The sequence below is a fragment of the Peribacillus simplex genome (genome assembly GCF_030123325.1).
In the GTDB taxonomy this organism is placed as follows: Bacteria; Bacillota; Bacilli; order Bacillales; family DSM-1321; genus Peribacillus; species Peribacillus simplex_D.
Genome location: NZ_CP126106.1, coordinates 518,708 through 544,484 on the forward strand (window position 1 = coordinate 518,708; position 25,777 = coordinate 544,484).

General features: G+C 39.0%; 25 protein-coding genes, 2 pseudogenes and 1 riboswitch. Of the genes and pseudogenes, 22 read left to right on the forward strand and 5 right to left on the reverse strand.

Going from position 1 to position 25,777, the window contains the following annotated elements; genetic code table 11:
* Positions 1 to 144 precede the first annotated feature (144 nt).
* Positions 145 to 471 (forward strand): annotated as a pseudogene (locus QNH43_RS02525) (ABC transporter permease); the annotation flags it as partial.
* A 160-nt stretch (positions 472 to 631) separates the two neighbouring features.
* On the opposite strand, the gene QNH43_RS02530 reads toward QNH43_RS02525, so the two are convergent.
* Complete coding sequence (locus QNH43_RS02530; protein ID WP_283916686.1) at positions 632 to 1,255, reverse strand: nitroreductase family protein; 624 nt, start codon at positions 1,253 to 1,255, stop codon at positions 632 to 634.
* A 125-nt stretch (positions 1,256 to 1,380) separates the two neighbouring features.
* Between QNH43_RS02530 and QNH43_RS02535 the strand changes: the two genes are divergently transcribed.
* Positions 1,381 to 1,731: a winged helix-turn-helix transcriptional regulator gene (locus QNH43_RS02535; RefSeq protein WP_034305903.1), complete on the forward strand. Its 351-nt coding sequence runs from the start codon at positions 1,381 to 1,383 to the stop codon at positions 1,729 to 1,731.
* Positions 1,732 to 2,021: 290 nt separating this feature from the next.
* On the forward strand, positions 2,022 to 3,005 hold the full coding sequence (locus QNH43_RS02540) for a ketoacyl-ACP synthase III (RefSeq protein WP_283916687.1): 984 nt from the start codon (positions 2,022 to 2,024) through the stop codon (positions 3,003 to 3,005).
* A 365-nt stretch (positions 3,006 to 3,370) separates the two neighbouring features.
* On the opposite strand, the gene QNH43_RS02545 is transcribed toward QNH43_RS02540, so the two are convergent.
* Positions 3,371 to 4,780: a purine-cytosine permease family protein gene (locus QNH43_RS02545; RefSeq protein ID WP_283916688.1), complete on the reverse strand. Its 1,410-nt coding sequence runs from the start codon at positions 4,778 to 4,780 to the stop codon at positions 3,371 to 3,373.
* 364 nt (positions 4,781 to 5,144) lie between these two features.
* Between QNH43_RS02545 and QNH43_RS02550 the strand changes: the two genes are divergently transcribed.
* From QNH43_RS02550 to QNH43_RS02595, 10 genes are all read left to right on the forward strand, one after another.
* Positions 5,145 to 5,801, forward strand: a complete 657-nt coding sequence (locus tag QNH43_RS02550; protein WP_283916689.1) for a GntR family transcriptional regulator — start codon at positions 5,145 to 5,147, stop codon at positions 5,799 to 5,801.
* 20 nt (positions 5,802 to 5,821) lie between these two features.
* Positions 5,822 to 6,967, forward strand: a complete 1,146-nt coding sequence (locus QNH43_RS02555; RefSeq protein ID WP_283916690.1) for an LLM class flavin-dependent oxidoreductase — start codon at positions 5,822 to 5,824, stop codon at positions 6,965 to 6,967.
* Positions 6,968 to 7,546: an amino acid synthesis family protein gene (locus QNH43_RS02560; RefSeq protein ID WP_076370755.1), complete on the forward strand. Its 579-nt coding sequence runs from the start codon at positions 6,968 to 6,970 to the stop codon at positions 7,544 to 7,546.
* On the forward strand, positions 7,546 to 8,358 hold the full coding sequence (locus tag QNH43_RS02565; RefSeq protein ID WP_283916691.1) for an alpha/beta fold hydrolase: 813 nt from the start codon (positions 7,546 to 7,548) through the stop codon (positions 8,356 to 8,358). The genes QNH43_RS02560 and QNH43_RS02565 overlap by 1 nt, the downstream gene beginning before the upstream one ends.
* Positions 8,355 to 9,839, forward strand: a complete 1,485-nt coding sequence (locus QNH43_RS02570; protein WP_283916692.1) for an aldehyde dehydrogenase — start codon at positions 8,355 to 8,357, stop codon at positions 9,837 to 9,839. Before QNH43_RS02565 ends, QNH43_RS02570 begins: the two co-directional genes overlap by 4 nt.
* Positions 9,840 to 9,897: 58 nt before the next feature.
* Positions 9,898 to 10,458, forward strand: coding sequence for an NADPH-dependent FMN reductase (locus QNH43_RS02575; protein ID WP_283916693.1), 561 nt, complete (start codon positions 9,898 to 9,900; stop codon positions 10,456 to 10,458).
* 101 nt (positions 10,459 to 10,559) lie between these two features.
* Positions 10,560 to 10,865: a hypothetical protein gene (locus QNH43_RS02580; protein WP_076370761.1), complete on the forward strand. Its 306-nt coding sequence runs from the start codon at positions 10,560 to 10,562 to the stop codon at positions 10,863 to 10,865.
* A gap of 37 nt (positions 10,866 to 10,902) precedes the next feature.
* Complete coding sequence (locus tag QNH43_RS02585) at positions 10,903 to 12,345, forward strand: aldehyde dehydrogenase family protein (RefSeq protein WP_283916694.1); 1,443 nt, start codon at positions 10,903 to 10,905, stop codon at positions 12,343 to 12,345.
* A 13-nt stretch (positions 12,346 to 12,358) separates the two neighbouring features.
* Positions 12,359 to 12,613 (forward strand): YciI family protein, encoded by a 255-nt coding sequence (locus QNH43_RS02590; RefSeq protein ID WP_283916695.1) that lies wholly within the window; start codon positions 12,359 to 12,361, stop codon positions 12,611 to 12,613.
* An 871-nt stretch (positions 12,614 to 13,484) separates the two neighbouring features.
* Positions 13,485 to 13,937, forward strand: coding sequence for a helix-turn-helix domain-containing protein (locus QNH43_RS02595; RefSeq protein WP_283916696.1), 453 nt, complete (start codon positions 13,485 to 13,487; stop codon positions 13,935 to 13,937).
* A 138-nt stretch (positions 13,938 to 14,075) separates the two neighbouring features.
* On the opposite strand, the gene QNH43_RS02600 is transcribed toward QNH43_RS02595, so the two are convergent.
* Complete coding sequence (locus QNH43_RS02600) at positions 14,076 to 14,432, reverse strand: hydrolase (protein WP_283916697.1); 357 nt, start codon at positions 14,430 to 14,432, stop codon at positions 14,076 to 14,078.
* A gap of 190 nt (positions 14,433 to 14,622) precedes the next feature.
* On the opposite strand from QNH43_RS02600, the gene QNH43_RS02605 reads away from it, so the two are divergent.
* The 8 genes and pseudogenes from QNH43_RS02605 to QNH43_RS02640 all read left to right on the forward strand — a co-directional run bounded on the left by QNH43_RS02605 (position 14,623) and on the right by QNH43_RS02640 (position 23,329).
* The gene (locus tag QNH43_RS02605; protein ID WP_283916698.1) at positions 14,623 to 15,288 is read left to right on the forward strand and encodes a hypothetical protein; all 666 of its coding nucleotides are present in this window, start codon (positions 14,623 to 14,625) and stop codon (positions 15,286 to 15,288) included.
* Positions 15,289 to 15,480: 192 nt separating this feature from the next.
* Positions 15,481 to 16,716, forward strand: coding sequence for a S1C family serine protease (locus QNH43_RS02610; protein WP_283916699.1), 1,236 nt, complete (start codon positions 15,481 to 15,483; stop codon positions 16,714 to 16,716).
* 565 nt (positions 16,717 to 17,281) lie between these two features.
* Positions 17,282 to 17,593, forward strand: coding sequence for a hypothetical protein (locus QNH43_RS02615; RefSeq protein ID WP_283916700.1), 312 nt, complete (start codon positions 17,282 to 17,284; stop codon positions 17,591 to 17,593).
* A 1,136-nt stretch (positions 17,594 to 18,729) separates the two neighbouring features.
* A complete protein-coding gene (gene qoxA, locus QNH43_RS02620; RefSeq protein ID WP_283916701.1) occupies positions 18,730 to 19,659 on the forward strand; it encodes a cytochrome aa3 quinol oxidase subunit II in 930 nt (309 codons plus the stop codon).
* Positions 19,660 to 19,732: 73 nt separating this feature from the next.
* On the forward strand, positions 19,733 to 21,679 hold the full coding sequence (qoxB, locus tag QNH43_RS02625) for a cytochrome aa3 quinol oxidase subunit I (protein WP_283916702.1): 1,947 nt from the start codon (positions 19,733 to 19,735) through the stop codon (positions 21,677 to 21,679).
* Entirely contained in the window at positions 21,679 to 22,275 is a 597-nt protein-coding gene (gene qoxC / locus QNH43_RS02630) for a cytochrome aa3 quinol oxidase subunit III (RefSeq protein WP_076370785.1), read from the forward strand. The genes qoxB and qoxC overlap by 1 nt, the downstream gene beginning before the upstream one ends.
* A gap of 1 nt (position 22,276) precedes the next feature.
* Positions 22,277 to 22,561 (forward strand): cytochrome aa3 quinol oxidase subunit IV, encoded by a 285-nt coding sequence (gene qoxD, locus QNH43_RS02635; RefSeq protein WP_283916703.1) that lies wholly within the window; start codon positions 22,277 to 22,279, stop codon positions 22,559 to 22,561.
* A 308-nt stretch (positions 22,562 to 22,869) separates the two neighbouring features.
* Positions 22,870 to 23,329: pseudogene (locus tag QNH43_RS02640) on the forward strand (YfmQ family protein).
* Between the two features lie 421 nt (positions 23,330 to 23,750).
* Here the strand turns inward: QNH43_RS02640 and QNH43_RS02645 are convergent.
* Positions 23,751 to 24,038 (reverse strand): BA3454 family stress response protein, encoded by a 288-nt coding sequence (locus QNH43_RS02645; RefSeq protein ID WP_283916704.1) that lies wholly within the window; start codon positions 24,036 to 24,038, stop codon positions 23,751 to 23,753.
* 92 nt (positions 24,039 to 24,130) lie between these two features.
* Positions 24,131 to 24,988, reverse strand: a complete 858-nt coding sequence (locus QNH43_RS02650) for an EamA family transporter (protein ID WP_283916705.1) — start codon at positions 24,986 to 24,988, stop codon at positions 24,131 to 24,133.
* Between the two features lie 130 nt (positions 24,989 to 25,118).
* A riboswitch (PreQ1 riboswitch) is annotated at positions 25,119 to 25,164 on the forward strand.
* A 104-nt stretch (positions 25,165 to 25,268) separates the two neighbouring features.
* On the opposite strand from QNH43_RS02650, the gene queF reads away from it, so the two are divergent.
* Positions 25,269 to 25,769, forward strand: a complete 501-nt coding sequence (gene queF / locus QNH43_RS02655) for a preQ(1) synthase (RefSeq protein ID WP_061461394.1) — start codon at positions 25,269 to 25,271, stop codon at positions 25,767 to 25,769.
* Positions 25,770 to 25,777: the final 8 nt, after the last annotated feature.

The following is a 25,777-nucleotide window of genomic DNA, read 5'->3' on the forward strand; positions in this document are numbered from 1 at the left end:
CATAGGAGGGATATGTACGGCTTTGAATTAGCCCAAATTGTTCGTGAAGAAAATATTACAGACTTACATCAGTGGGTGAAGAAGGCTTTAAACAAAGGCGCTTGGAATGGGAATTTGTAAGAGATGTGATTGATTCCTGTTTAGATTGGGGGAAATAAGGAAGCGGCTAGACTTTCCGGGATATCAGTTAATACGTATTTGATTTCAGCTCTATTTGCTGCAATCGGGGAAATTGTCCTTGCTTCAAGGGACATGAAATCGGAAATCAATTAGAATCCCGCTATTGATGCCGTCGCGGCAGCCTTCATTGGTTCCTCCGTTTTAGGAGCGGGAAAACCGAATGCCTTTGAAACCTTCATCGGTGCAGTCCTGATCGGAATCCTTCAAAATGGGCTGATCATGACGTCCGTTCCGTATTATGCGATGGATATATCCTCAAAGGAACAGTGCTTGGCACTTGAGCTAACGTAACCTATTAAAAGCTAAAACACTAAAATGAATCCGTTAATTAAAATGGCTAAGTGATAAATCTGTAGGGGATTTAAGAGGCTGGTAACTAGCGGTAAGTTTTACGAAAGATTAAGAAGAAATAGGAAGAGGGTTCTTTTTAACCCTCTTTCCAATACACTCTCTATATTTTGTTTTTATAAATGACTTTGCTAACATCGTGTCTTACTGTTTTGTGACCTTCTTTCATTCCTTTCCCCATGGCAATAAGCATAACATCTAAATACCTATCGGAAATGTTTAAGGCTGACTTTAATTGTTCGGAATCATACCCGGACATTGTAATGGTTTCAAGACCTGCCTCGTTCGCCAATAAAACTAACGACATTGACGCCATGCTTGCGTCTCTTATTAATTCAACCTTTAAATCTTCTTTTGATTTATTTAGATAATAATTGATTGCCGCGTTTGTTAGATAATCTCTTACTGATGCGTCAAAATAACCTTTTTGAAATTCATCCTCATGTATCATTATGATATTTTCTTTTTCAAATGCTTGATAATCACCTAGTATAACAATCAGTAGTGAGGCTTCAATTACCTGTTGTTGATTAAAAGCGATGGGCAGTAACAAATTCTTTAAATATGGTTCATCTATAACCAGGTATCGTGTTGCTTGAATATTGTTTCCGTTAGGCGATTTACTGGCTCCTTCAATAAGTGTCGCCAACGTTTCTGGACTAATTTTATAATGGGGATCATACTGCCTTACGGAACGTCTTTTTTCTATAGTCTCTCTTACACTCATCGTGTTCACTCCCAATGTTATATTTGCCTTATAATCAGAGTATAATGGACCCATGATGTAGAAGAAAATAACGCACAATAAAGTGGCATAGCCACCTTTATGTGCCTATTCAGGAGGAATGAGGAATGAAGAGTCTAAATACGGGAATAAATATTTTCATGAATACTGTAGGAGGAAAGTGGAAATGCTTAATCCTCTTTTTTTTGAGTCAAAAACCAATGAGGACAAAAGAGTTTTATATTCTAATACCGGCCATAACCCAGAAAGTCTTAACCGACCAATTAAAGCAGCTGGAAAGAGATGGGCTTGTCCGAAGAGAAGTATATAAAGTAGTACCACCAAAAGTAGAATACAGTTTAACTGAGTTAGGTCAATCATTTGTACCTGTATTAAATACAATGTGTGAATGGGGCACTACATATGCAGTCGAACAAAACCTCGAAAGACAAGATCAAATTTGTCGTCATCATAAATAAGTAAGTAAGATCTGCATCAACTAGGAGTATGGATTTTTTTACAAGTTCAGTAAGGCAAGCAGAATTTAATACTTTATTAGAGGAAATGTCTTTAAGATAACTTTTGGCATTCTCTCTAAAGATTGTATTAAGCTAACAGGTGCTTTTACTTTAAAGTTGCTTTGCCCCGCCCCGCTCTTTTTTTAGTGTAACGGTTAGTTGCATAAGATTTTTTTTGCTTTATAATTAGTACCAGGTTTTAATATCAAGTTATAAAATGATGCAATTCATACACACGAGGTGGCTATTCTATGTTCAAATCCAAAGCACGTATTACTGCGATAGGTTCGTATGTTCCTGAAAAAAGGTTAACAAATAAAGACTTAGAAAAAATGGTTGAAACCAATGATGAATGGATTGTTAAACGTACCGGTATTAAAGAACGAAGAATTGCACATGAAGAGGAGTTTACTAGTGATATAGGTTATAAAGCTGTAAAGGATTTAATGGAACGGTATGATAAATCTGTCGAAGATGTTGATATGATCATTGTCTGTACCTTTACACCTGATTTCAACACTCCAAGTGTAGCATCTTTAATCCAAGCAAAGCTAGGTATTAAGAATACTGGAGCTATTGATTTAAACGCTGCCTGTGCAGGATTTACTTATGGGCTGCATGTAGCTAATGGATTAGTAACATCGGGATTAAATAAGAAAATCCTAGTTATTGGAGCGGATACTTTATCAAAACTTATGGACTATGAGGATCGAGCCACTTGTATTTTATTTGGAGATGGCGGAGGAGCAGTTCTTGTAGAATATGATGAAAGACAGCCAAGTTTTCTTTCTTCACATTTATATTCGGAGGGTGAAGGCGGAAAACATTTATATAGTACAAACCTATCGACACGCATAAATGGTGAAGACTTAAATGATAGCGGCAACCTTGTACAAAATGGACGTGAGGTTTATAAATGGGCTGTCACGACCGTTCCAAAAGGAATGCAAACTGTGATGAAAAATGCCGAATATCAATTGAATGATGTTGATTGGTTCGTACCGCATAGTGCAAATTTAAGAATGATCGAGTCAATATGTGAAAGAAGCGGCTTTCCAATCGAGCGAACTCTATATAGCTTAGTGGAGTATGGAAATACTTCTTCAGCAACAATTCCATTATCTTTGGAAATAGGGATAAAAGAAGGGAAGCTCAGTGGTGGTGAGAAAATTTTATTATATGGTTTCGGCGGCGGATTAGCTCAAGCTGGATTGCTTATCGATTGGACCCTATAAAGCTATTTTCTACAACCGATAACTGAGTTTGCACATTAAGAAGGCCTCTCATTGGGGGCCTTCTTATGTTATGACTCTCCATAGGTATGTCCCAACATCCTTTTTCAAAAACAGAACCTTTGAACTGAAGCGTACCATAATGTTAGGCATTTAGAGGGGCATGAACCCGGTTATCTACCGGGCTCATGCCTTTTAATTTTACTATGATCAGCTAATAATGGATAAATCCTTCTGGTTCTTTTATGAATTGCAAAGGGTCTATGGGATTTTTCCTTACAGCATGTAAAGTGTCATTTGTCGTATATTCAGTCAAAAAACTGCACCTCCAATTTGGGGTGCAGTTCATTTTAGTGTTATCTTTTTTCTTACTTAACATTCTTCTCTGAAGCGTCTGTTCCCTCTATCGAACCAATCTCTTGTTTTATTGCATTTTCAGCGATATTCAACTTTTTTCTCATTGGGAAGTAATATAAAACAGCTGGGACAACTAACCCAATAATCCAAGCGATATCTGCCCCTTCAAAGGCCTTGGCTATCGGTCCTACATAGAATGATGTATTTATAAAAGGGATTTCCGCCAAGATTGATACAAGAAATGCCATACAGGTAATCCAATTTATTTTTCCATACTGACCGTTCACATCAAAAATATCTTTAACATTGTAACGGCCATGTCGCAGTAAATAATAATCAACAAGATTAATGGATGTCCAGGGAATTAAAAAGTAACTAATGAAAAAGATGAAATTCAGGAAAAAGGATAGAAAATTACTCTGACCCAGTAAGCACAATACGGTTCCTGCAACTGTTACACAGAATATCATTCCTATTCTAACTTTCGGAGTGACCTTTAATTTGATAAACGGTTCAATTGTCGTTATCGTTGCCATGAATGCCCCATATAGGTTAAAGACATTTATAGCAAGCTGTCCAAAGATGATTATAAAGAACATGATTAAAGCAAAATTTCCAAACAAGCTGGCCAAATTACCGCCAGAGTGATCAAGGAAGTTAGGAATTGCAATGGTTAAGGTTGCGCCTAATGTCATCATCCATATAGTACCGATGACAGTGCCAGCGTAACTATACCAAAATGTATGGGCAGTGGGTGTGGTTATCGGTAGATAGCGAGAATAGTCCGCAACGTAGGGGGCATATGCCAGTTGCCATGTGGCAACCATGCTGACGGCCAATAAAAACACTGGTATATCCAAATTCCCCATTGCCCAACTGCCTGCCGGAACTTGCAATTGGAAGACTATATATGTAGCTACAATATAAATGCAGAGAGACGCCCAGGACAATAATTTTTGCATTTTATGAATTAAATTATAGCCATAAATGGTGGCCACGAAACAAAGAACATTTAACAGTATTATGCTCCATGTTTGGTCGATCTTCGTTAAGCTGCTTAAGGTTTGAGCTGCAAGCAAACCGCTGCTGGCAAAGAAACCTAAATAGACAAACATAACGAGAAACAAGGGGAAAATGGCTCCGATTACACCAAATTGAGCCCGGCTTTGGATCATTTGCGGAATTCCGAGTTGAGGTCCTTGAGCTGAATGGGAGGCCATGAAAATGGCGCCTAATAAGGTACCGACAATTATTGCAGCCAAACTCCAAAATAAATTAAGACCTAATGTGATCGGCAATGCCCCGGTCACAAGAGTGGTAATATGCATATTTGCCCCAAACCAAATTGGAAATAAATCACGGGCCTTGCCATGGCGTTCATTTGCCGGAATATATTCTATACTGCGAGTTTCAACTTTCATCAATTTACCCCCTATCAAATTCGTTATACTACCATGTACCATGCAAGCTTATTTTATAGAATCACTATAATTGTAAGCGTATACAGATGTCAATATTTTCAGAAAAAATAATTTTTATGGGGATTTTCCTATATGATCAGTCCATTCATCTAGTAAATTTCAATAAATCAGATCGATTATTAGATTGAAAATATGAAACTCCAATTTAAAAATTATGGAACAGTGTATCTTCGATTGAAAAAAAATATATTTTTTGAATTGACAGTCTATTTAGCATGACCTATAATTGCACTTATCAAGAACTTGCATGGTACATGGTACAAACTTTTAGAAGGAGGGGCTTTTCATTACAGCTATCTTAACGTTGGGGATTACGGCTCAGGTTACGAATGCCATACGCGAATCAATAGTAACTGGAGAATATGAACCGGGACAAAAATTATCGGAAACAGTTTTATCTGAATATTACAAAGTTAGCAGAACCCCTATTAGGGAAGCATTTAAACAGCTAGAAAGAGAAGGGTTAGTCGAAATCATTCCAAGAGTTGGAACATGTGTGACCAAACCAACTGAAAAGGAACTAAATGAGTTATTTACTTTAAAGGAAGTAATGGAAGGGCTTGCAGCAGGTTTGCTCGCAGAAAGCGGCAATGCTGAAGACATTAATAAACTTAAGCAAGCGGTGTCCGACATGGAGATTGCAATACAAACCTCGGATAAAAAGCTATACGTCGAGGCTAATGATGTTTTTCATTCAGTCATTCAAGAAGGCGCCAACAACTCTAAATTAAGTTACATGCTAAATTTGCTGCTCAATCAAATACCTTATAGACAGTATGTCTTTTTAACCATCGAAGATCCGGTTCGCCGTGAGAGATCACTAAAGGAACATCAGGCGGTCTTGATAGCCATAGAAAAAGGCAATCGGGAGGAAGCGGAGAAGGCAATGCGGGAGCATGTAAAAGCAAGTGGAATGCAGCTTAAGATGGACATAGCAAAAAAACTTGGTCAAAAAAAGTGATATGAGGGGGAATGAGTTTTATGAAATTCGGAATCTTTGCAAATCTTGCAGGACAGGGAAGACATGATGAGTATTATAAAGTGTTGGATGAAGCCCGTGAGCAAGCCATTTACTGTGATGAAAATGGTTATGAATCGATTTGGTATACCGAACACCACTTCGGTCATGAAGGAAATGAACTGATTTCTAACCCGATCTTAATGGGTGCCGATATTGCTGCACGTACAAAGAACATTCGAATTGGCCAAGCTGCCAATGTCGCCACTTTCTGGCATCCACTGCGTTTGGCGGAAGACATAGCAATGCTTGATCAGTTAAGCAAAGGTCGTGTGGAAGTTGGCCTGGCTCGTGGATTATACGGAAGGGAAGCGGCCAATCTAAACACTTTGGCAGATCCAGCAAATCAAGAACAAAACCGGGCACTGTTTGAAGAAACATTGGAAATTTTAAAAAAGGCATGGTCAAACCGTTTCTTTTCACATCAAGGTGACATCTATCAATTTCCTCCTAAAGGTTTAAAGTGGAGTCACCCTATGAGTCCATCAACTTCGGAATTCATGGATATGGAAAAAGGCGAAATTGATAAAATTTCCCTTATGCCTAGACCTTACCAGCAATCACTTCCGCTGTGGCAAGTAATTGATTCACCGCGTTCCATTGAATTGGCTGCGGAGAACAATATACAAGGAATGTTTTGGATGCCTACCGTAAAAGAACTAAAAGGCCGTTTTGAACTGTATCGTGAAAGGGCTTCCAAATCCAAAGGCTATGAAGTACCACTTGGTCAGGGTATTGCTTTAGTACGTGATGTATATGTAGCGGAAACCATGGAACAGGCACGTCAGGATGCGGCAGAAGCAGTATTGAACAATTATCGCTGGATTTGTCATTGGAGGGGGCTAAGCAACCTTATGGATCCGGGAGAAACAGTAAAGGAAGGACAGGAATTGAACTACGAATTCCTACATCCAAGAAATTTATTGTTTGGTACACCTGAATATGTAGCTGAGAAAATTCAAGAATTGAAGGAAGAGCTGAATTTAGAAACATTACTGCTTTGGGTGAACCATAATGGTTTACCACATGAAAAAATGATGAAAAGTTTAAAATTGTTCACGGAAGAAGTTATGCCAAAATTCACAGAAACTAAAATGGGGGTAATGTAAATGTTAGATATTCGTAAAGTGTATACAGCTATTGAAGAAACACGTATTGAGGGCGGTAAAAAAGTAGAGAATCCCATCAAGATGATAATAACTATGGCGGTTATCAAAAACCCATGGGCTGGTAGAGGGTATGTTGATAATTTAAAACCGGAAATTGACGAATATGCACCGCAAATTGGCGAACTATTAGTTGCTGAACTATTTAAGCACATTGGTTCGGCCGATGATGTCGAAGCATTCGGCAAGGCAGCTGTCGTGGGAGTGGATGGGGAAGTTGAACATGCATCAGCTTTTATCCATACCTTGAAATTCGGTAATAAATTCCGGGACGCTGTGAAAGGAACGAGTATCTTAAGCTTTACTAATAAGCGTGGTGGCGCTGGAACTGCGGTGCTCATACCGATGGTACATAAGACAGATGATTCTGAACGTTCTCATTTCATTACATTTGAAGCTTCTATACCTGATGCACCGAGGGCCGATGAGATCGTTGTTGCTATTGGGGTTTCTACCGGAGGACGTCCACATCCAAGAACAGGAAACAGGCACCAAGATATGGTTGAAATGGGGCTGGTTTAATGCCAACTACATTGCATGGAAAAGATTCGCTTCATTATGAAGAGAAAGGGATTGGTCAATCGCTTATCTTTATTCATGGTGTTGGTCTTGATCTTTCGATGTGGGAAGAACAAGTCGAAGATTTGTCGAAACATTTCCGTGTTATCACATATGACATGGTTGGGCACGGAGGATCCGAGCATCCTCCGGGTCCTTATTCCCTTTCACAGTTTGTTGAGCAGTTAGCAGAACTAATGAATCACCTACGAATTGAGAGAAGTCATATTATTGGTTTCTCCATGGGGGGGATGGTCGCTCAGGCATTTGCATTAAAATATCCGGATAAAGTGAAAACGCTAACAATCATGAACGCAGTGGCCAATCGGACGGAGGAACAGAGGAAAGCCGTTTTAAAAAGAGTGGAAGAAGTGAAAATAACGGGACCTTTGGCAACAATTGAACCAGCCATTAAACGCTGGTTTAATCCAGAATTCTTAAACTTTCAAGAAGAAACAGTCAGTAAGATTCGGAAAAGACTTCAGACAAACGACGCTCCTTCATATTTAGCTGCCTATACACTTTTTGCAACAGCAGATGAAGATTTGTGGCCGCAGATTCACCAGATCAATATACCGACCCAAATTATAACAGGGGAGCATGATGTAGGTTCAAATCCTGAAATGGCGAGACAAATGCATGAAAAGATTGTGCATTCAGAACTAATGATAGTACCTAATATGAGGCATATGCTACCGATGGAAGGATCCAAAATAGTGAACGAAGCTATTAGGTCGTTTATTGAAAGGCAAAAGCAAAGGGGTGACTCGATGTGAAAGAGCTGAAGAAATATCAGATGTATATAAACGGAGAATGGGTAGAATCATCAAGTGGTGAATATTTCGATAGTTATAACCCTGCAACTGAAGAAGCTTGGTGTCAAGTCGCAAAAGGGAATGTTGAAGATGTAAATCATGCGGTTCAATCTGCGCATAATGCATTCTTGCATTCAGGGTGGACTGATATGACATTCACAGAGCGGGGGCGCCTGGTTAGAAAGCTTGGAGAGCTGATTGCTATTCACTCTGAAGAGCTTGCGAAAGTCGAATCACTGGATAATGGGAAATTAATACGTGAAATGCGTGGTCAGGTAAAATATTTACCTGAATTTTTCTATTACTATGCAGGGCTAGCAGATAAAATCCATGGTCAAACCTTACCAATTGATAAAAAAGATATGTTCGCTTTTACATCCAAAGAGCCGCTGGGGGTAGTAGCCGCCATTACTCCTTGGAATTCCCCTCTTTATTTAACAACCTTGAAGCTTGCACCTGCACTTATAGCAGGAAATACTATTGTCATTAAACCTTCAGAAATGACTTCGGCATCTCTATTGGAGCTGGTGAAACTGGTTGAAGAAGCTGGTTTTCCACCTGGTGTAGTCAATGTCGTTACCGGCTTTGGAATGCCTGTAGGCGATACACTCACCTCCCATCCTCTTGTAAGGCGTGTGGCCTTTACGGGAGGTTCGGAATCAGCACGGCACATTGTTCGTAATTCGGCTCAAAATTTTGCTCAGGTATCACTTGAACTTGGAGGGAAATCACCGAATATCGTGTTTGAGGATGCTAATACGGATAATGCCGCGATGGGAATCATAGCTGGTATATTTGGTGCTTCGGGGCAAAGTTGTGTGGCTGGTTCACGTGCATTTTTACATGTCGACATTTACGATGAAGTGATGCAAAAACTCGTAGATCGTGTATCGAAAATTAAGATTGGTGATCCTTTTCAAGATGATACAGAAATGGGACCGCTGGCAACTCAAGCCCAATTGGAGCGTGTCCAAAAATACGTAGCTATCGGGTTAGATGAAGGTGGAAAACTTGTTTGCGGAGGTAAAAAGCCTGAATATTTAGATAAAGGCTGGTATTATGAGCCCACGATCTTCGAACATCGCGATAACGATTCCCGTATGACTAAAGAAGAAATATTTGGTCCTGTGTTAAGTGTTATCCCTTTTAAAGATGAAAAAGAGGTTATTCAATTAGCAAACAGTACTGATTACGGATTAGCGGCAGGAATTTGGGTGAGTGATATTGCAAAAGCCCATCGAGTCGCGAAAGCTATACGTGCTGGAATCGTATGGGTGAATACCTATCGAAGTATATCACCAATTGCTGCAATCGGCGGCTCTGGCCTAAGTGGTTATGGAAGAGAAGGCGGTTATGAAGCGATTCATGAATATATGCAAGATAAAGTGGTTTGGATCAATACATCATCTCAACCGATTCCTGACCCGTTCATAATGAGGTAGTGAAATTTGAAGGGTAGACGCCTGGTATCAAATTGTAATAATAAGGAGGAAAAGTGAAATGAAGTTACTGGGAATTTCAGGAACGATAATAGGAACAAAGACGAAAGTTGTTATTGAAAAGGTTTTAGAGGAGGTTAAGAACAACCATCCTGATATCGAGGTCGAACTGCTTGATTTGAAAAAGTATGATGTTCAATTTTGTGATGGCCGTAATCCGTCAACATACACTGGAGATACGAAAAAAGTAATTGATATCGTTACCTCAGCAGACTTTTACATTATAGGAACACCAATATTCCAAGGGTCGATTACGGGTGCTCTTAAAAACTTATTTGATTTAATACCCCCGAAGGATTTCCGTAATAAAGTAATGGGGCTTGTGGCTACTGGTGGAACCTACCAGCATTATTTAGTGATTGAAAATCAGCTGAAACCGATAGCCAGTTATTTCCGGGCATTTGTTGCACCTGGCTCTGTTTATGCTCATAACGACCATTTCAATCCACAAAACGAACTGGTTGATGAGGAAGTATTAGAACGTATTTCAATGCTGGGTGAAGAAGTCGTTTTTATGCAAAAAGCATTGAAAAGTACTAAACCAGAGCATCAATTAAGCTAAAAGATAGTAGATTTATAAAATGAAAAAAACTCCAGCTGATAAATCGTTTTGGAATTGAGTACATTTCAATTAACAGAGCTAAGTAGCAAGGAGGGGACAAATTGCTATTAGATGTAGAAGAGATAATAAACTTAACTGATTTATCCTTTATAAAAGTCTGTAATGAACAGTATGGGATCAATAGAGGGGTTTATAATACCATTGATGCTTGGTTTTATAAACAAGGAATTAGTAACATTCTAGAAAGACGAAATAGCATATTATATTTTCTTGAATTTATTAAGCGAAATTCCGGGAATGAAAATAACCACTGTAAATTTGGTCACGGTGGATTAACGACAAAATTAGAAGAATATTATTTTCCAAGAATGGAATCGACCGTTTCAAAAATTGCCTCTAATCTTTAAATGAATCACATACAAAGAGTGAAGGGTGGCTGGGAACATGACAATCATAGATAAAGTAGAAAAAAAGCATTTACTAATTAAAGGGGAATGGGTGGAGGCCAAGGAGTATAGTCAACTACGATCTCCTTTTTCAGGAGAAGTCATAGCTGAAATCCCCCTGGCTACAGACGAAGAAACGGACCAAGCTATCGAAGCGGCGCAAAAAGCTACAAAGGTGATGGCAAAAATGCCGGCCCATCAACGGGCGAAAATCCTTGAAACATTGGCCCATCTTCTTGAGGAGCGCGCAGATGAAGCCGCTCAAATCATATCTATTGAGTCAGCAAAGCCGGTAACAACCGCGAGGGGCGAGGTGGCGCGAACCATTGAAACGTACAAGTTTGCCGCTGAAGAAGCGAAAAGAATTCATGGAGAAACGCTTACCCTGGATGCCGCCCAAGGTGGCGAAAACCGACTTGGTTACACTGTACGTGAACCGATTGGAGTGATTGGGGCCATAACACCTTTCAATTTCCCTATGAATCTAGTCGCTCATAAAGTAGGTCCTGCCATCGCCGCAGGAAATACAATTGTATTAAAGCCAGCAAGCCAAACGCCTCTATCCTCTTTGTTCCTCGGAGAACTATTACAGAAAGCAGGATTGCCTGCAGGAGCATTAAATGTGGTCACGGGTGGAGGAAGAGTGGTTGGAGACAAATTGGTCACTGATTCTAGAGTAAGTATGATTACTTTTACCGGTAGCCCAGGAGTTGGGATTGGCATTCGCAACAAAGCTGGATTGAAACGAGTGACGCTTGAACTGGGATCCAATGCAGCAGTCATCATTGACAGGGGTGTGGATATCGATAAGATTATTTCTCGTTGTGTGACTGGAGCATTTTCAAACCAGGGACAAGTATGCATTTCTTTGCAAAGGGTTTATGCTCATGAAGAAGTATTTGATCGTTTTGTTGAAAAGTTTATAGAAGCAACGAAACTATTAAAATTAGGTGATCCGCTTGATCCGGAAACGGATGTTTCCGCATTGATCTCCCCAAATGATGTTGAAAGAACCCTCAATTGGATTGAGGAGGCGAAACAAGATGGGGCCAAGATTGCAACAGGTGGAATAGCGGAAGGAAATATCCTTCATCCGACCGTCATATTGGATGCTGATGCTTACTCAAAGGTATCTTGTCATGAAGTGTTCGCCCCAATCGTTTTAATAAACAAGGTTCAATCAGTAGAACAAGCAATTGATTTAGTGAATGATTCGAATTACGGCCTGCAAGCAGGGATTTATACGAACGATGTACGTACGGCACTGGATGCGGCAGAAAATTTACAAGTTGGTGGAGTCATGATCAACGACATTCCGACATTCCGTGTGGATAATATGCCGTACGGTGGAGTGAAGGAAAGTGGAACCGGCCGTGAAGGATTAAAATATGCAGTGGAAGAAATGACAGAAATGAAGCTGGTTGTCTGGAACCGGAATTAGGGAGTGGAAAAGCATGGCTTATTATGCAGCAATTTTACATATGATTGATGCTGAAAAAAATAAAGAAGTGCGCCCACAGCATATTGAGTATTTAAACGAACTTGATCGTAAAGGGAAGGTTTTTGCAAGAGGGCCTTTTGCAGATGGCTCAGGCGGCTTGGTTGTCTATATTGCAGATACATTTGAAGAAGCACTCTCATTAGCGGAAAATGATCCCCACGTTGTACATAAGGTTCGTAGACTGGAATTAAAAGAGTGGATCATTTAAACGAAACGTTATGAGTGTTGCAATGAAATTATACCGGGAGCTTGAGACAGTTCCTTCATTTATAGGGAGGGTTGCCGAGGCAACCTTTTTTTTATGCATTGCAGGTCAATTTCATAATGAAAAGATAAAGTTCTGCCAAAAGGGAGTAAAGATATTAATCAGTCCTTACGATCCTTTGATAACTGCCAGTTGTTAAAGGTGAAAGTATTAGTGTAAAAAGGTCCAAAGAGCGAAATATAAAAAATGCTTCGTGAAATTAAACAAGCGGGTTACACCGGTTTTATAAAAAATAGGTTTAAAAGTCTTGTCTATACAAGGCTTTTTTTGAATTATGGTCAATTGGTTAATTCTTGATATATGTATTAGTAAGATGGCTTATTGGATTGAATAATTATATGCTGGAGTAGCTGCTTACAATAACTACTCTTAGTTTTAGGCTGTTTTCGCATACTTTGCTGCTATTTACCAAGTAAAGCGGTGTGGTTGATTTCCCCTCCAGATGCTCGCTTTCCGCGGGGCGGGCGGTGAGCCTCCTCGGCGAAAACACCTGTGGGGTCTCACCTCTCCCGCTGCTCCCGCAGGAGTCTCGCACTTGCGCTCCAATCAACCTTAAATCGTTTCGTTCTTAAAAAAACAATCTTTACGAAAAGAGCCTAGTTTTAAGAAATTTAAGACACTCTGTCGAATAACTGGCTGCAATTTTTTAAAACTTTAACTTCTATAGCAGTTCCGGAAAATTAAACTGATTCCTTGATATATCAAGGTTTTCTTCGGTGTCACTCATAAGTTGCATAGTAATGCGCTTATTACTATCTTTACTTTGCATAATTCATCTCACAATACTAGGAGTAGGAAAGGCGATGAACTCATTATGATTTTTAGCGAACGATTAAAAAAAGAACGGGAAAAAAGAAATTGGTCACAAAATGATCTTGCAGAGAAGATTCACGTGAGTCGCCAATCTGTGTCCAAATGGGAAACCGGAAAAAATTATCCAAGTATTGAAGTACTCATTAATTTAAGTGATTTATTTCAAATTACGGTAGATGAATTATTAAGGAGTGACGAGGAATTGAAAGAAAAAATAATACGGGAAAGTAAGCAGTTAGCATTTCCAAAAAGGAAAATGTTTTTTGATATCGTGTTTATAATAGGAGCATTTTTGTTAGTGTCCAAATTAATCATTTTTGGTCTTAATAAATTTGCTGGCACCGATATTACAATTTTAAAAAGCATGCCAGTTGTATCGAATTTTTTACCATTAGCATTGATGGTTATTGGTGGTGTAGGCTCAGACTATTTGAAAGATAAATATGTAGATTGAAAAGAACCTGCGTATAAAACTGTATAATGAATCACAAAATGGAATATTTCCTCCCTTTTATTAGGAAAGGGAATATTTTTGATTGAACTTGATCATAAAAGAACAGAACCTTTGAAATTCAGGTTCTGTTCTTATTTGTTATTTGAACTTTTGCACTTCTTCTGTTCCCTCGAATTTGTTATCTTTCAATATGCCGATTTCTTCAATATGGTTTCGTGCCGTTTCATCCCCTAATTTATAAATGATGGCATAAAGTCTTTTCATGGCTGCATCGTATTTATCATTTGCCCGGTCATGATGATAGAGAAGGTAGGGCACATGTGAACGGGCATATGCCTCCAGGTCATCTGTCCGGTGTTCCTCCAAGCATTGTTTCAATTCTGCAAGTTCCTCATCAGTTGCGTGTATTGTGAAGCTCGGATTCTCTTCAAGTTTTTGCCCGAGTACGTCGCCGCTGACCAAATCGACATGGTATGTCTGTTTTTCCTGCATCATCCTGCACATCATCCTTTCAAGCGTTTATCTATTCTGTACCACTATTTGTAAAAAGTTAATCATTAAAGCTAAACATTTCCTTAATGAAAAAGATAGAAAATAGAGGTATCGGATTTCTTATCAAATGGTTTAAGATGGATTTACAGAATATTATGGAAAAGCGAGGAGTGACATAGTGAAGAGGTCAATCATGGTTATTTTTTTTGTGTTGATTGCTTCAGGCTGCGTAACAAGGAATTATGATTCCAATATGGATTTAGGGAAAAGTCAGTTGAATGAGGAAAATTATTTAGAAGCCCATGAGGCATTTGAATTAGCTTATAAAGAAGCAAAAACACCGGAAGCAAGGGAGTTAATGGTTCTTTCAGGTATTCTGGCAAGTGGGATGAAGAATTACGGCGAACAGGATTTTGGTTTGGCCAAAAGCGATTTTGAAAAAGCAACCGCATATAAAGCAAAATACCGGGAAGGTAAACAAATGGTTTCAAAGGCGGTGGAAATGCACCCGTTATCGGATTCCGCCACGATAGAAACTGTAGAGGGGAATGACGAACCGGTGGAGGAAGCAACTGAGGACGGATCCAAAGTAGAAGATAAGGCGGCAACGGAAACGAAAGGCGAAGGAATCAAGGATTCGGTCAGTACATTAAGTAAATCTCAGGCGGAAAAGCTTGTGAAGGATTATGTAGACATGAAAAATTTTTCTAATTTGCATATCGAATATGATCATGATGCCGAAAAGGGAGATTACATTTTTCATGTATTCGAGGTGGATGAACCGAAAAGTGGCCACAAAACCACTTGGGGCTGGTATGGCGTGAATAAGAAGACGAAAGAAGTTTATGAAGTCATGTAAGGATAACTGAATGGTCGGATTGAGGGCCCTTGTTGGGGCCTTTTTTATTTTGTGGCGCGGCAAAGTACAGGATTCGATAAAATTTTAAAATTTTTGTAAAAAGGTAGCCTTAATCTTTATTTTCTTAAGAATTTTTTAATATTTACTGTTTATGATTGAGCCAAGTAAAGGACAATCCTAGGAGGGATAAAGATGGAAAATTATAATGGTGATGAGCAAGTCAGAGTCAAGGCAGAACGGAAAAAGGGTAATTCTCTTTGGATAACCAGTCTTGTTTCCGGAACGGTTGCTTCTATGGTTACATCGTCAGTATTTCTATTTGGCGGGGATTTTATAGATCAAGGGAAAAGTCCGGTGAATGAGTCAACCGAAACGGCAGGTGTACAGCAAACGGAAAGTGTTGAAAAGGATAAAAGTGTCACGGCGGAAAAGTTATCGACAAGTACGGATTCAAATGATAGGGCAGATATGGTCGAATCAGCATCCAAATCGATTGTAGGGGTCGTGAATTTACAGGAGATGCAAAACCAGAACCCGTACCAGCGGCAAAGCACGGAGAGCCAAACGGTTGAGAGCGGCACAGGCTCAGGGGTCATTTATAAAAAAGCTGATGGGAAAGCTTATATCATCACGAACAATCATGTTATTGAAGGAGCTAAGGAAGTCGAAATTTCATTGTATGATGGACAAAAGGCAACGGCAGCGGTTGTCGGCGCGGATGCTTTGACAGATTTAGCGGTTTTGACAATTGATGCCTCGAAAGCACCGGAGGGAATTAAATTCGGTAATTCTGATAGCATGCGTCCAGGTGAAGAAGTATTGGCAATTGGCAACCCACTTGGACTTGATTTTTCACGATCGGTCACACAAGGGATCGTCAGTGCGACCGGACGCTCCATTTCAGTCGATACCTCGGACGGGGAGTGGGAACTTGATGTCCTTCAAACAGATGCAGCGATCAACCCCGGCAATAGCGGCGGTGCATTGATCAACACTGCTGGGGAAGTGATCGGCATAAACAGCTTGAAGATTTCCGAAAATGGTGTGGAAGGCTTAGGGTTCGCCATACCGAGTAATGATGTGATTCCGATTGTTACGGAGCTGATTGAAAATGGAAAAATCACGCGCCCATATTTAGGAGTCAGCTTGGCCAGTATGGAAGAACTGCCGCAATATTATATTCAAAATGTTCCAGAGGCCGTAAAGTCCGGTGTAATGGTGACGAGTATAGAAGCGGGATCGTCTGCGGCGAATGGAGGACTTAAGCAACAGGATATCATCGTTGAGATTGATGGAACGAAAATAAATACTGCCGCTGCATTAAGGAAGTATTTATATACAGAAAAGAAAATCGGCGATAAAGTAAAGGTTAAAGTATATCGGGGTACTGAAGAGAAAACGGTAACGTTAACCTTGCAAAAACCATAGAAAGAGGTAGGGCCCCTGATTTTTCATCAGGGCCTAAGTTTGTAGACAAAAGGGGTTCGGAATTAATAAATCCGAACCCCTTTTTCCCTTTGAATCTTAGGCGATTTTTGAAACTTACCATGTACATTTGGCCATCTTCTTTAAAATAAAGGCAGCGAAAATAAGCATCTGCTGCATCGACAATTTTTTAAGTCCCTTTAATGTAATCCAACATATACCATACTTGTAACAATAAAGATCCAGGCTAAAAGTTTTTATCTAAAAGTTAAAACAAAGTTGATTGGAGCGGGTGTGCGAGACTCCTGTGGTGAAAGCGAGCGCATGGAGTGGAAGACAACGTTCAAATTGTACAAACCCCTATTTAATAGTATACAAAAGGTTAATATCGGAAAAATAGATAGTGTATTTGCACTGTTTTTCAGATTTCACAAATAGTCTTTAATGCCTAGATGCTAATAGTGGCGCGTTCTATTTGTCAAGGTTTTCATTGTGAATATGTTAAAAAATAGAAAAGATTTGACAAATTTGTGAAATGTCATAAAATAGAAAGAAAGGGGATGAAATTATGGAAGCTAATCAGAAGATGTTAGATGCAGTGAAATGGGTATCGGGCACAGGTTGTGTAATCGGAATTATTATTTTTGCTTTAAGTTTCTTTGTAAGCGATTACAATAAAGATTATATATTTACCGCCGTTGGAATCGCCATCACACTAAGCGCAGCTGCAATTTTTCTAGTTGGTATATTTTTTGTCCTGACAGAAGAAATGGTAATGAAAACACATAAAGGTGAAATTGTACCGGAAACGACTAAAATCATAAAAATGAAAACAAAGGCTAACACTCAAACAAAAAGAAGTACGGAATTCAGTAACTAAAACGAGGAATATAGCATAATGAACTTGCATTCTATCATCAGATTTACTAACATGGATGAACGCCTGCCTAAAGAATTTGAGTATACGTGATCCGAATGATTGAATGCGCTTTCATTTTGTGGAGGACTTGGATTAATTATCAGTTGGCTACTTTTTAATTCAATACAATATAATGCACTCGTCATGTACCAAAAAAATATTTCAAGAAACCCTTTGTATTTAAAATTCATACGATGTGCTTGGACATTCAAACCAAACTGCCTGAACGCCAGGAAGTTTCACTTTGCATATTGAACTATATCCACGAGAAAAGGACACTTTGTAAAAGTCCTTTTTTTGTGGATTTTTTATGTACTTTTCCTTGAAGATACAAAAGGGATGCCGTGGGTTTTTGAGTAGTGAGTTTCCAAAAGCCGGAGTTTATTGAACCACCAAATGTACTTTTATAAACAACTTGACTAGTTGTAACTAGTTTGACTGCCCCCTGAATTACTTCACCCAAGACTACTGCTAAACGGCTGTTTAGGAATACTGACAGGGCAATAAGTATTGCGAGGAAGATAAAGCCAATTACATTTCACACTCGTTATTTCCTTATATATATATAATATTGACCAGTGTAGGATCATAAGGGTATTGAAGCATGGAAACATCATCTTGTACAATGCGGACACCATTTGCCAACTTCCATGGCCCAGTGAAAAAAATCCGCTATAAATCATGTTCTCCAACGATAGATACCTAATTAGCAGGATAGGTAAAATACGTCATAATCTTTATGAGTCTTGAGGCAATAAACGCGGTGAATATAATGTGGAAATTTTATTTTATTATATTAGAATAATATTAAACGGAAAGTGACCGATACTGTCAGCAATCCTGTACTAATAAGTGAATTTTCCATAGGTAATTTATTAAACAATTATTATATTTCATTTGCTGAAGTTTTTCGAACATTTCTGTTCATTTACCATCTTCTTACTGCTCTTTATTGAACTTTATGTGACAGATGTCACTTTATATTGTCTTTTTTTACACTTGGGATTAATATTGGTATGTCGGGTTTGTGAACATGGTAACACTTTGTCCGAATAATTACCAATTGGAATTTTATTATGTAAGAAAGGGGTAGTACTATGAAAATAAAATGGGCTCTATTAACTATACTTTTTACAATTGCCACTGTACTAACCGGTTGCGATAACCCATTAATGGTCTTGGACCCTAAAGGGCCAGTAGCTGCAACACAAGCAGATGTTATTATGATTTCGATATGGACAATGTCCTTTGTCGTCCTTGTCGTTATGGTACTGTATATCTTCATGATAATGAAATATCGTGCTTCCAAACAACGTGATGATTATGAACCGCCTCATATAGAAGGAAGTAAGGTTCTTGAAATAATTTGGGTTGCGATCCCAATTTTGATCGTCGCTTTCCTATCCGTTGTTACTGTTAAAACAACAAATGAAGTTGAGGCAACACCTAAAGGGTACGGAGATCAAGAACCTTTAGTTATTTACGCTTCATCTTCCAACTGGAAATGGCATTTTAGTTATCCGGAAGAAGATATCGAAACAGTCAACTACCTGTTTATACCTACTAACCGACCAATCGAATTTAAACTTTACTCATTCGGTCCAATCTCAAGTTTCTGGATACCGCAACTTGGAGGACAAAAATACGCGATGTCGGACATGGTTAATACGTTGCACTTAGCAGCTGATGTACCAGGTGAGTACATGGGTCGAAATTCAAACTTCAGTGGTTCAGGTTTTGCTCAGCAAACGTTCAACGTTAATGCACTGTCAGCAAAAGAATACGATAAGTGGGTAGATGAAATTAAAGCTACTGCTAAACCGATTACTGAGGAAAAATTCAATGAATTATTAAAACCTGGTCATGTGGGACAATCCACTTACACTGGAACTCACTTAGAGTTTTCACCAGCTCCTGAAGGGGAAAATGCTGGTCATGACCACGGATCTTCTGATACTGAAGAAAATGATTCCAAGGATACACACGAAGAACATTCAGAACACAGCAACATGAATCATGATCACTAAGAATTAATTTCGTTCGATAAAACAACTAGGTTTACAAGATAAGGAATATCTTCCTGAAAGGAGTCACAAAAGTATGGATTACTTTGATCGATTTGCCGTACCTCATCCAAGTCCTGCGATTTATGCATCCATGGTTGCCATTGGTTTAACCATGATTGCGGTTGTTGCCGGAATTACCTATTTTAAAAAATGGGGTTACTTATGGCGTGAGTGGTTAACAACGGTTGACCATAAACGTATTGGTATCATGTACATCTTGGCAGCACTACTTATGCTTTTCCGTGGTGGCGTCGATGCTCTTATGATGCGTGCTCAAACGGCTATTCCAGATAACGGTCTTTTGGATGGACAGCATTATAATGAGGTATTTACAACACACGGGGTCGTCATGATCCTGTTCATGGCTATGCCATTCATCATTGGGTTAATGAACATTGTTACACCATTACAAGTTGGAGCGCGTGACGTAGCATTCCCACGTCTGAACGCAGTAAGCTTCTGGTTATTCTTCATGGGGGCAATGCTATTTAACATCTCTTTCGTAGTCGGTGGTTCTCCTGATGCAGGCTGGACATCTTACTTCCCGCTGGCAGGTAACGATTTCAGTGAATCAGTAGGTTCGAACTATTACGCGATTTCACTTCAAATTGCAGGTATCGGTACATTAATGACTGGTATCAACTTTATCGTAACCATCTTGAAAATGAGAGCACCTGGCATGACCTTAATGAAAATGCCAATGTTCACATGGTCTATCTTGATCACAAACTTCATCATCGTTTTCGCTTTCCCTGTATTGACAGTGGCACTTGCGTTGATGACAATGGATCGTCTATTCGGAACTCAATTCTTTACGATGGCCAATGGCGGTAGCGATATGCTTTGGGCGAACTTGTTCTGGGTTTGGGGACATCCTGAAGTTTATATAGTAATTCTTCCAGCTTTCGGTATTTACAGTGAAATCATTTCGACATTTGCACGTCGTAACCTGTACGGGTATAATTCGATGGTTATCTCCATGGTAGCTATTTCTACTTTATCTTTCATTGTATGGGCTCACCATTTCTATACAATGGGTCACGGTGCAATGGTTAATGGTATCTTCTCGATTACCACGATGGCAATTGCCGTCCCGACTGGTGTTAAGATCTTCAATTGGTTGTTCACACTTTGGAAAGGTAAAATCGTATTTACCGTTCCAATGCTATACTCTTTAGCTTTCATTCCGATTTTCACGCTCGGTGGGGTAACAGGGGTAATGCTTGCCATGGCAAGTGCTGACTACCAATACCATAATACAATGTTCTTAGTAGCTCACTTCCACTACGTATTGATTCCAGGTACTGTATTTGCCGTACTTGCCGGTTTTACGTACTGGTGGCCAAAAATGTTCGGTTTCATGTTGAGCGAAAAAATTGGGAAATGGTCGTTCTGGTTTATTATAATCGGCTTTAATGTAACATTCTTCCCGATGTTCATCACTGGTTTAGATGGGCAGGCACGTCGTATGTATACGTACTCTGAATCAACAGGGTATGGTCCATTGAATATGCTCTCTTTCGTTGGAGCGATTGGCTTGGCAATAGGTTTTGCACTTATTGTGTACAATATCTATTGGAGTACTCGTTATGCATCAAGAAATATTTCGAACGATCCATGGGATGCGCGTTCTCTAGAGTGGGCTACACATACACCAATCCCTGAATATAACTTTGCAGTTGTACCAACAGTTGATTCTACAGAAGCATTCTGGGATTCAAAGAAAAAAGGCTTCAAATTATTTGGCGGTAAAGTAGAAAAAATTCATATGCCAAATAACAGTGGCGTGCCGTTTATCATGAGCTGTATCTTCTTCGTTTGGGGATTTGCATTGGTATTCAGCATGTGGATCATTGCAATCATTGCAACGATCGGTATCTTTGCTTGTATGATTCACCGTTCATTCGAAAAAGATCACGGACGTTATATCTCTGTTGAAGAGATCGAAGAAACTGAAAATAAATTGCGAGGTGCTAAGTAATGAAAATAGATAACTCGCTGCCACTAGAATATAGCACGGAAGAAAATCGCTTAAAGATTTTTGGGTTCTGGATTTTCCTTGGGGCAGAAATAGCTCTTTTCGCTACACTGTTCGCCACTTATTTTGTATTAGTTGATGGTACTGGAAATGGTCCAACAGGGGAACATCTTTTTAAAGTCCCAACCCTAATGTTTCAAACAATCTTTCTTTTAACTAGTAGTTTTACCATAGGTCTTGGAATCAATGCAATGAGACTTGGCAGGCAGAAAGCAACGATTGGTTTCTTCATTATCACCCTTATTCTTGGTTTAGGCTTCTTAGGAGTCGAAATTTATGAATTCGTGGAGTATGTACATGAAGGAGCAACGATTCAAACAAGTGCTTTCTTATCTAGTTTGTTCACATTACTAGGTACGCATGGAGCTCACGTTACACTTGGTTTATTCTGGGGAACCTTCATCATCTTGCAAATTAAAAAGCGCGGTATGACTCCACAAACAACAAACAAGGCTTTCATCTTTTCACTTTACTGGCATTTCTTGGACGTTGTCTGGATTTTCATCTTCAGTTTCGTCTATCTGAAAGGAATGATGTAATATGAAAGAATTATTCCCACGGGGCCAAGTTATGGGATTTGCCTTTTCACTAGTCCTGACTTTGGTCGCACTATCAGTTATTATGTTTGATCTATCTCTTAAAATGGCTATGATCATCCTGCTTGTTACAGCTTTCATGCAAGCTGCACTTCAATTTGTTATGTTCATGCATGCAGGAGAGTCTGAAGATAAAGCATCGATTTACACAAACGTTTATTACGGATTGTTCGTTGCATTGGTTACAATTTTCGGTACATTGCTAACAATGATTTGGGGATATCAATAATCCTTCCGGAAAAGCTGGGCGTCTTGATGACGCCCAGTTTTTTTGTATTTAAAAGTAATAAGGAGAATTTATATACGATTCATCCACTTCATACTTTTAAGATGTTGATGAACCCACCATGTTTAGTATAACCATTCCGGAACATAATATTTGTAATGGAAAAATTCTTCTCTTTTGAAGCACGGCCGTGCGTTCAATTGCAATGTTTTACAAAAGTAAAACGTTAATAGAGAGTACACATTTTCTAAGAAAAACTGTCAGACCTTTTGATATAATAAGCGATATAAGTAATTTATAACGTTGCGGAGATGATAAAATTGACATTGCCGGTCTTGATTTTGACCATCATCTTAAGTTTGTTAAAAATATTGGTTTCCTGTCTTCCAACCGATGCAGTTAATTGGATTATCAGCAAATTTAAAATACATTCAGAAATTAGTGACGAGAATGCGATCGTAACCTTTGACGGAAAACGTTTGGAAGGTGAAGAAAAAATTCAAGTCATTAATTATTTTAATAACTCTATATTTTTGAAAAAAAATCATATATTCCCAGGGAACGAGCAATTGTTTTTACATCCAGAGAACAGTGGGACGCCATTGGTCATTGATACTAAAAGAAGCAAAAAAGGGTGTTAGGTTATTTGTGTACATTTACAATGACCACGTGGATGTAGTTAAACAGTACAAGAAGAAAGTCATTTCTTATAGTCTGCTTTCAGATAGCCTCCAAGAGCGTTCCGTGCCATTAATAAGAAATTTAGTTTAATAGAAAAAGACGGTCTCTTTAAGGACCGTCTTAGACTGTAGACAATTTAACCGTTAATTTCCACTCCAGGTACTCGCTTTCCGCGGGCGGTCCCGTGAGCCTCCTCGGTGCCTTTGCGCCTGCGGGGTCTCCCTTGGACTCGCTTTTCCTGAAGGAGTCTCGTACCCTCCGTTCCAATTAACTTTATATAGAACCCTTTTGTCCACAAACTGAGACCGATTTTTAATGAATTTTTTAAAAAATCTAGTACACAAACTGACGTCTTAATTTTAGTTTCTTTTGAAAAAAACAATTAAAAGTGTTTTTAAGTAGGAGGGAATTGCTGCAAGAGGGTCTTTAATCGTGCATATGGAAAATACTTTGGATAGTATTTGTATTTAAGGTAATAAAAAAGCAGGTATCTATTGCGATGCCTGCCTTTTTATGCCTTCCATTGTTTTTCAACCTGATGAAGCGCTTGTTGTAAAATTACTTCATGATCTGTATCCGGTTTAGTAAGGACGTTAGTTTGATAAGATTTTCCTTGAAAATCAACTGTTACTGTAACTTTTACCATTATGCATCTTTCCTTTCCTATTTCAGAATTAAATGATGTGGTTGTATCTATTTCTTTAATACCCGTTGCAGAGGATTTTTCAAACATTCCAAAAGCGGTAAAAACTAAAGGATTAATATTCAAAATTATCTGATATTTTTCAGGAAGTGTCAACACTTTTTTTTACCACGATATTTCCGGGCAAAATACAAAACGACCTGGCTTGTACTCATGACAGCCGGGTCGTTTTTGTAAATGAACTATATTCATATTTTAGTCAAGATAATGCCGATCAATGCTGCAAGAACGCCGGCAATTTGATAGTTTTTTAGTTTTTCCTTGAATAAATAGCATCCTGCGAATACGACAACTAAACAGTTCAGGCTGACGACAGGGAATATGATGCTTGCGATGCCGGTGTTCAACGCAAAGAAATAACATCCATAGCCTATAGTGCTTAAAAGGCCTACTAAGGAACCGATTTTGACTTCCGGTAGCTTGATTTTTTCCTTTTTAAAGGACAGAGCCGAAAGAAGATAAAGAGTTCCGCCTCCATACATTGATACCAGGATATCAAGGGAATTTAAATGAAGACGTGTTGATGTCGTCATAAGAACCCCGAGTACACCAAAAGATAAAATGGATAATAATGTGTGCATCATCCAAGGGACATATTGGTGGTTACCTTTAGCATTGGGTGTATACTGAATGACCAATGTAGCGAGAAACATGCAGACGATTCCAGTCCATTGCAAAGTAGAAATATGTTCGTGAAAAATTAAAGCTGCACAGAGAATGGGGAATATTGCATTCGCTGCGATTAATGGAGATGTCAAGCTTGCCGGCCCTTTTTCAAAGGCGCTTGCCATCTGGATATTACCATTAGCGTTCAGTACCCCAATGGCTCCACCAAGCATGATGGACAGCCAGTTAAACTGTAAACCATCCACAAATAATCCATAAGATATGGCTAAAATAAAAGCTGAAAAATAAAAGAAAAATTGGATATGTACTTTTGAGTAACCCTTTCCGCTACTCCATTTAAAAATGCTGTTATTGATTCCGAAACATAAACTAGTGATGAGGGCTGCAAAAATCCACATTGACGTAATCTCTTCCTTCATGTAGGATAAACTTCTTCTACATTTTAAGCTGAATGCATGCAGGAATCAAACCAAATTTAAAAAGTATGATTGACAGATTAGATATTTTTTTCTATATTTACTATGACAATTTTAAAATATTTCCCGATAAACGGGAGAGGTTCATAGCATCACCCTCTTAAAAAAACTATGGCTTTGATATTTTTCGCGAATCAACCATATCTTTGAGGAGATATGGTTTTTGTTATATAGAGGCCCATTTTATGAATCTCCCTGAAACGTGGGATTAGGAGGACTTTTAATGTCTGGAAGAAAAGAAGAAGAATTAAAAAAAGATATCACGCTGCTTGGGAATCAAGGAACAAAATATACATTCGACTATGCGCCTGAGATCCTTGAGTCATTCGATAACAAGCATCCGAACCGGGATTATTTCGTCAAATTCAATTGCCCGGAATTCACTAGCTTATGTCCGATAACGGGCCAACCGGACTTTGCGACCATTTACATCAGCTATATTCCAAGTGTGAAAATGGTGGAAAGCAAATCTTTGAAACTTTATTTATTCAGCTTCCGCAATCACGGTGATTTCCATGAAGACTGCATGAACATCATCATGAATGATTTAATCGAATTGATGGATCCAAAATATATTGAAGTCTGGGGCAAGTTTACACCTAGGGGCGGAATTTCCATAGACCCTTACACGAATTATGGAAAACCAGGTACGAAGTATGAGGAAATGGCGGATTACCGCTTGATGAACCATGACTTATACCCGGAAACCGTGGATAATCGCTAAAGAATAGG

Excerpts from the sequence above, each read along its gene's own strand:
- QNH43_RS02530 (WP_283916686.1), bottom strand. The coding sequence starts at position 1,255 with ATGAGTGTAAGAGAGACTATAGAAAAAAGACGTTCCGTAAGGCAGTAT.
- QNH43_RS02535 (WP_034305903.1), top strand. The coding sequence starts at position 1,381 with ATGAAGAGTCTAAATACGGGAATAAATATTTTCATGAATACTGTAGGA.
- QNH43_RS02540 (WP_283916687.1), top strand. The coding sequence starts at position 2,022 with ATGTTCAAATCCAAAGCACGTATTACTGCGATAGGTTCGTATGTTCCT.
- QNH43_RS02545 (WP_283916688.1), bottom strand. The coding sequence starts at position 4,780 with ATGAAAGTTGAAACTCGCAGTATAGAATATATTCCGGCAAATGAACGC.
- QNH43_RS02555 (WP_283916690.1), top strand. The coding sequence starts at position 5,822 with ATGAAATTCGGAATCTTTGCAAATCTTGCAGGACAGGGAAGACATGAT.
- QNH43_RS02560 (WP_076370755.1), top strand. The coding sequence starts at position 6,968 with ATGTTAGATATTCGTAAAGTGTATACAGCTATTGAAGAAACACGTATT.
- QNH43_RS02565 (WP_283916691.1), top strand. The coding sequence starts at position 7,546 with ATGCCAACTACATTGCATGGAAAAGATTCGCTTCATTATGAAGAGAAA.
- QNH43_RS02575 (WP_283916693.1), top strand. The coding sequence starts at position 9,898 with ATGAAGTTACTGGGAATTTCAGGAACGATAATAGGAACAAAGACGAAA.
- QNH43_RS02585 (WP_283916694.1), top strand. The coding sequence starts at position 10,903 with ATGACAATCATAGATAAAGTAGAAAAAAAGCATTTACTAATTAAAGGG.
- QNH43_RS02590 (WP_283916695.1), top strand. The coding sequence starts at position 12,359 with ATGGCTTATTATGCAGCAATTTTACATATGATTGATGCTGAAAAAAAT.
- QNH43_RS02595 (WP_283916696.1), top strand. The coding sequence starts at position 13,485 with ATGATTTTTAGCGAACGATTAAAAAAAGAACGGGAAAAAAGAAATTGG.
- QNH43_RS02600 (WP_283916697.1), bottom strand. The coding sequence starts at position 14,432 with ATGATGCAGGAAAAACAGACATACCATGTCGATTTGGTCAGCGGCGAC.
- QNH43_RS02605 (WP_283916698.1), top strand. The coding sequence starts at position 14,623 with ATGGTTATTTTTTTTGTGTTGATTGCTTCAGGCTGCGTAACAAGGAAT.
- QNH43_RS02610 (WP_283916699.1), top strand. The coding sequence starts at position 15,481 with ATGGAAAATTATAATGGTGATGAGCAAGTCAGAGTCAAGGCAGAACGG.
- QNH43_RS02615 (WP_283916700.1), top strand. The coding sequence starts at position 17,282 with ATGGAAGCTAATCAGAAGATGTTAGATGCAGTGAAATGGGTATCGGGC.
- qoxA (WP_283916701.1), top strand. The coding sequence starts at position 18,730 with ATGAAAATAAAATGGGCTCTATTAACTATACTTTTTACAATTGCCACT.
- qoxB (WP_283916702.1), top strand. The coding sequence starts at position 19,733 with ATGGATTACTTTGATCGATTTGCCGTACCTCATCCAAGTCCTGCGATT.
- qoxC (WP_076370785.1), top strand. The coding sequence starts at position 21,679 with ATGAAAATAGATAACTCGCTGCCACTAGAATATAGCACGGAAGAAAAT.
- qoxD (WP_283916703.1), top strand. The coding sequence starts at position 22,277 with ATGAAAGAATTATTCCCACGGGGCCAAGTTATGGGATTTGCCTTTTCA.
- QNH43_RS02650 (WP_283916705.1), bottom strand. The coding sequence starts at position 24,988 with ATGAAGGAAGAGATTACGTCAATGTGGATTTTTGCAGCCCTCATCACT.
- queF (WP_061461394.1), top strand. The coding sequence starts at position 25,269 with ATGTCTGGAAGAAAAGAAGAAGAATTAAAAAAAGATATCACGCTGCTT.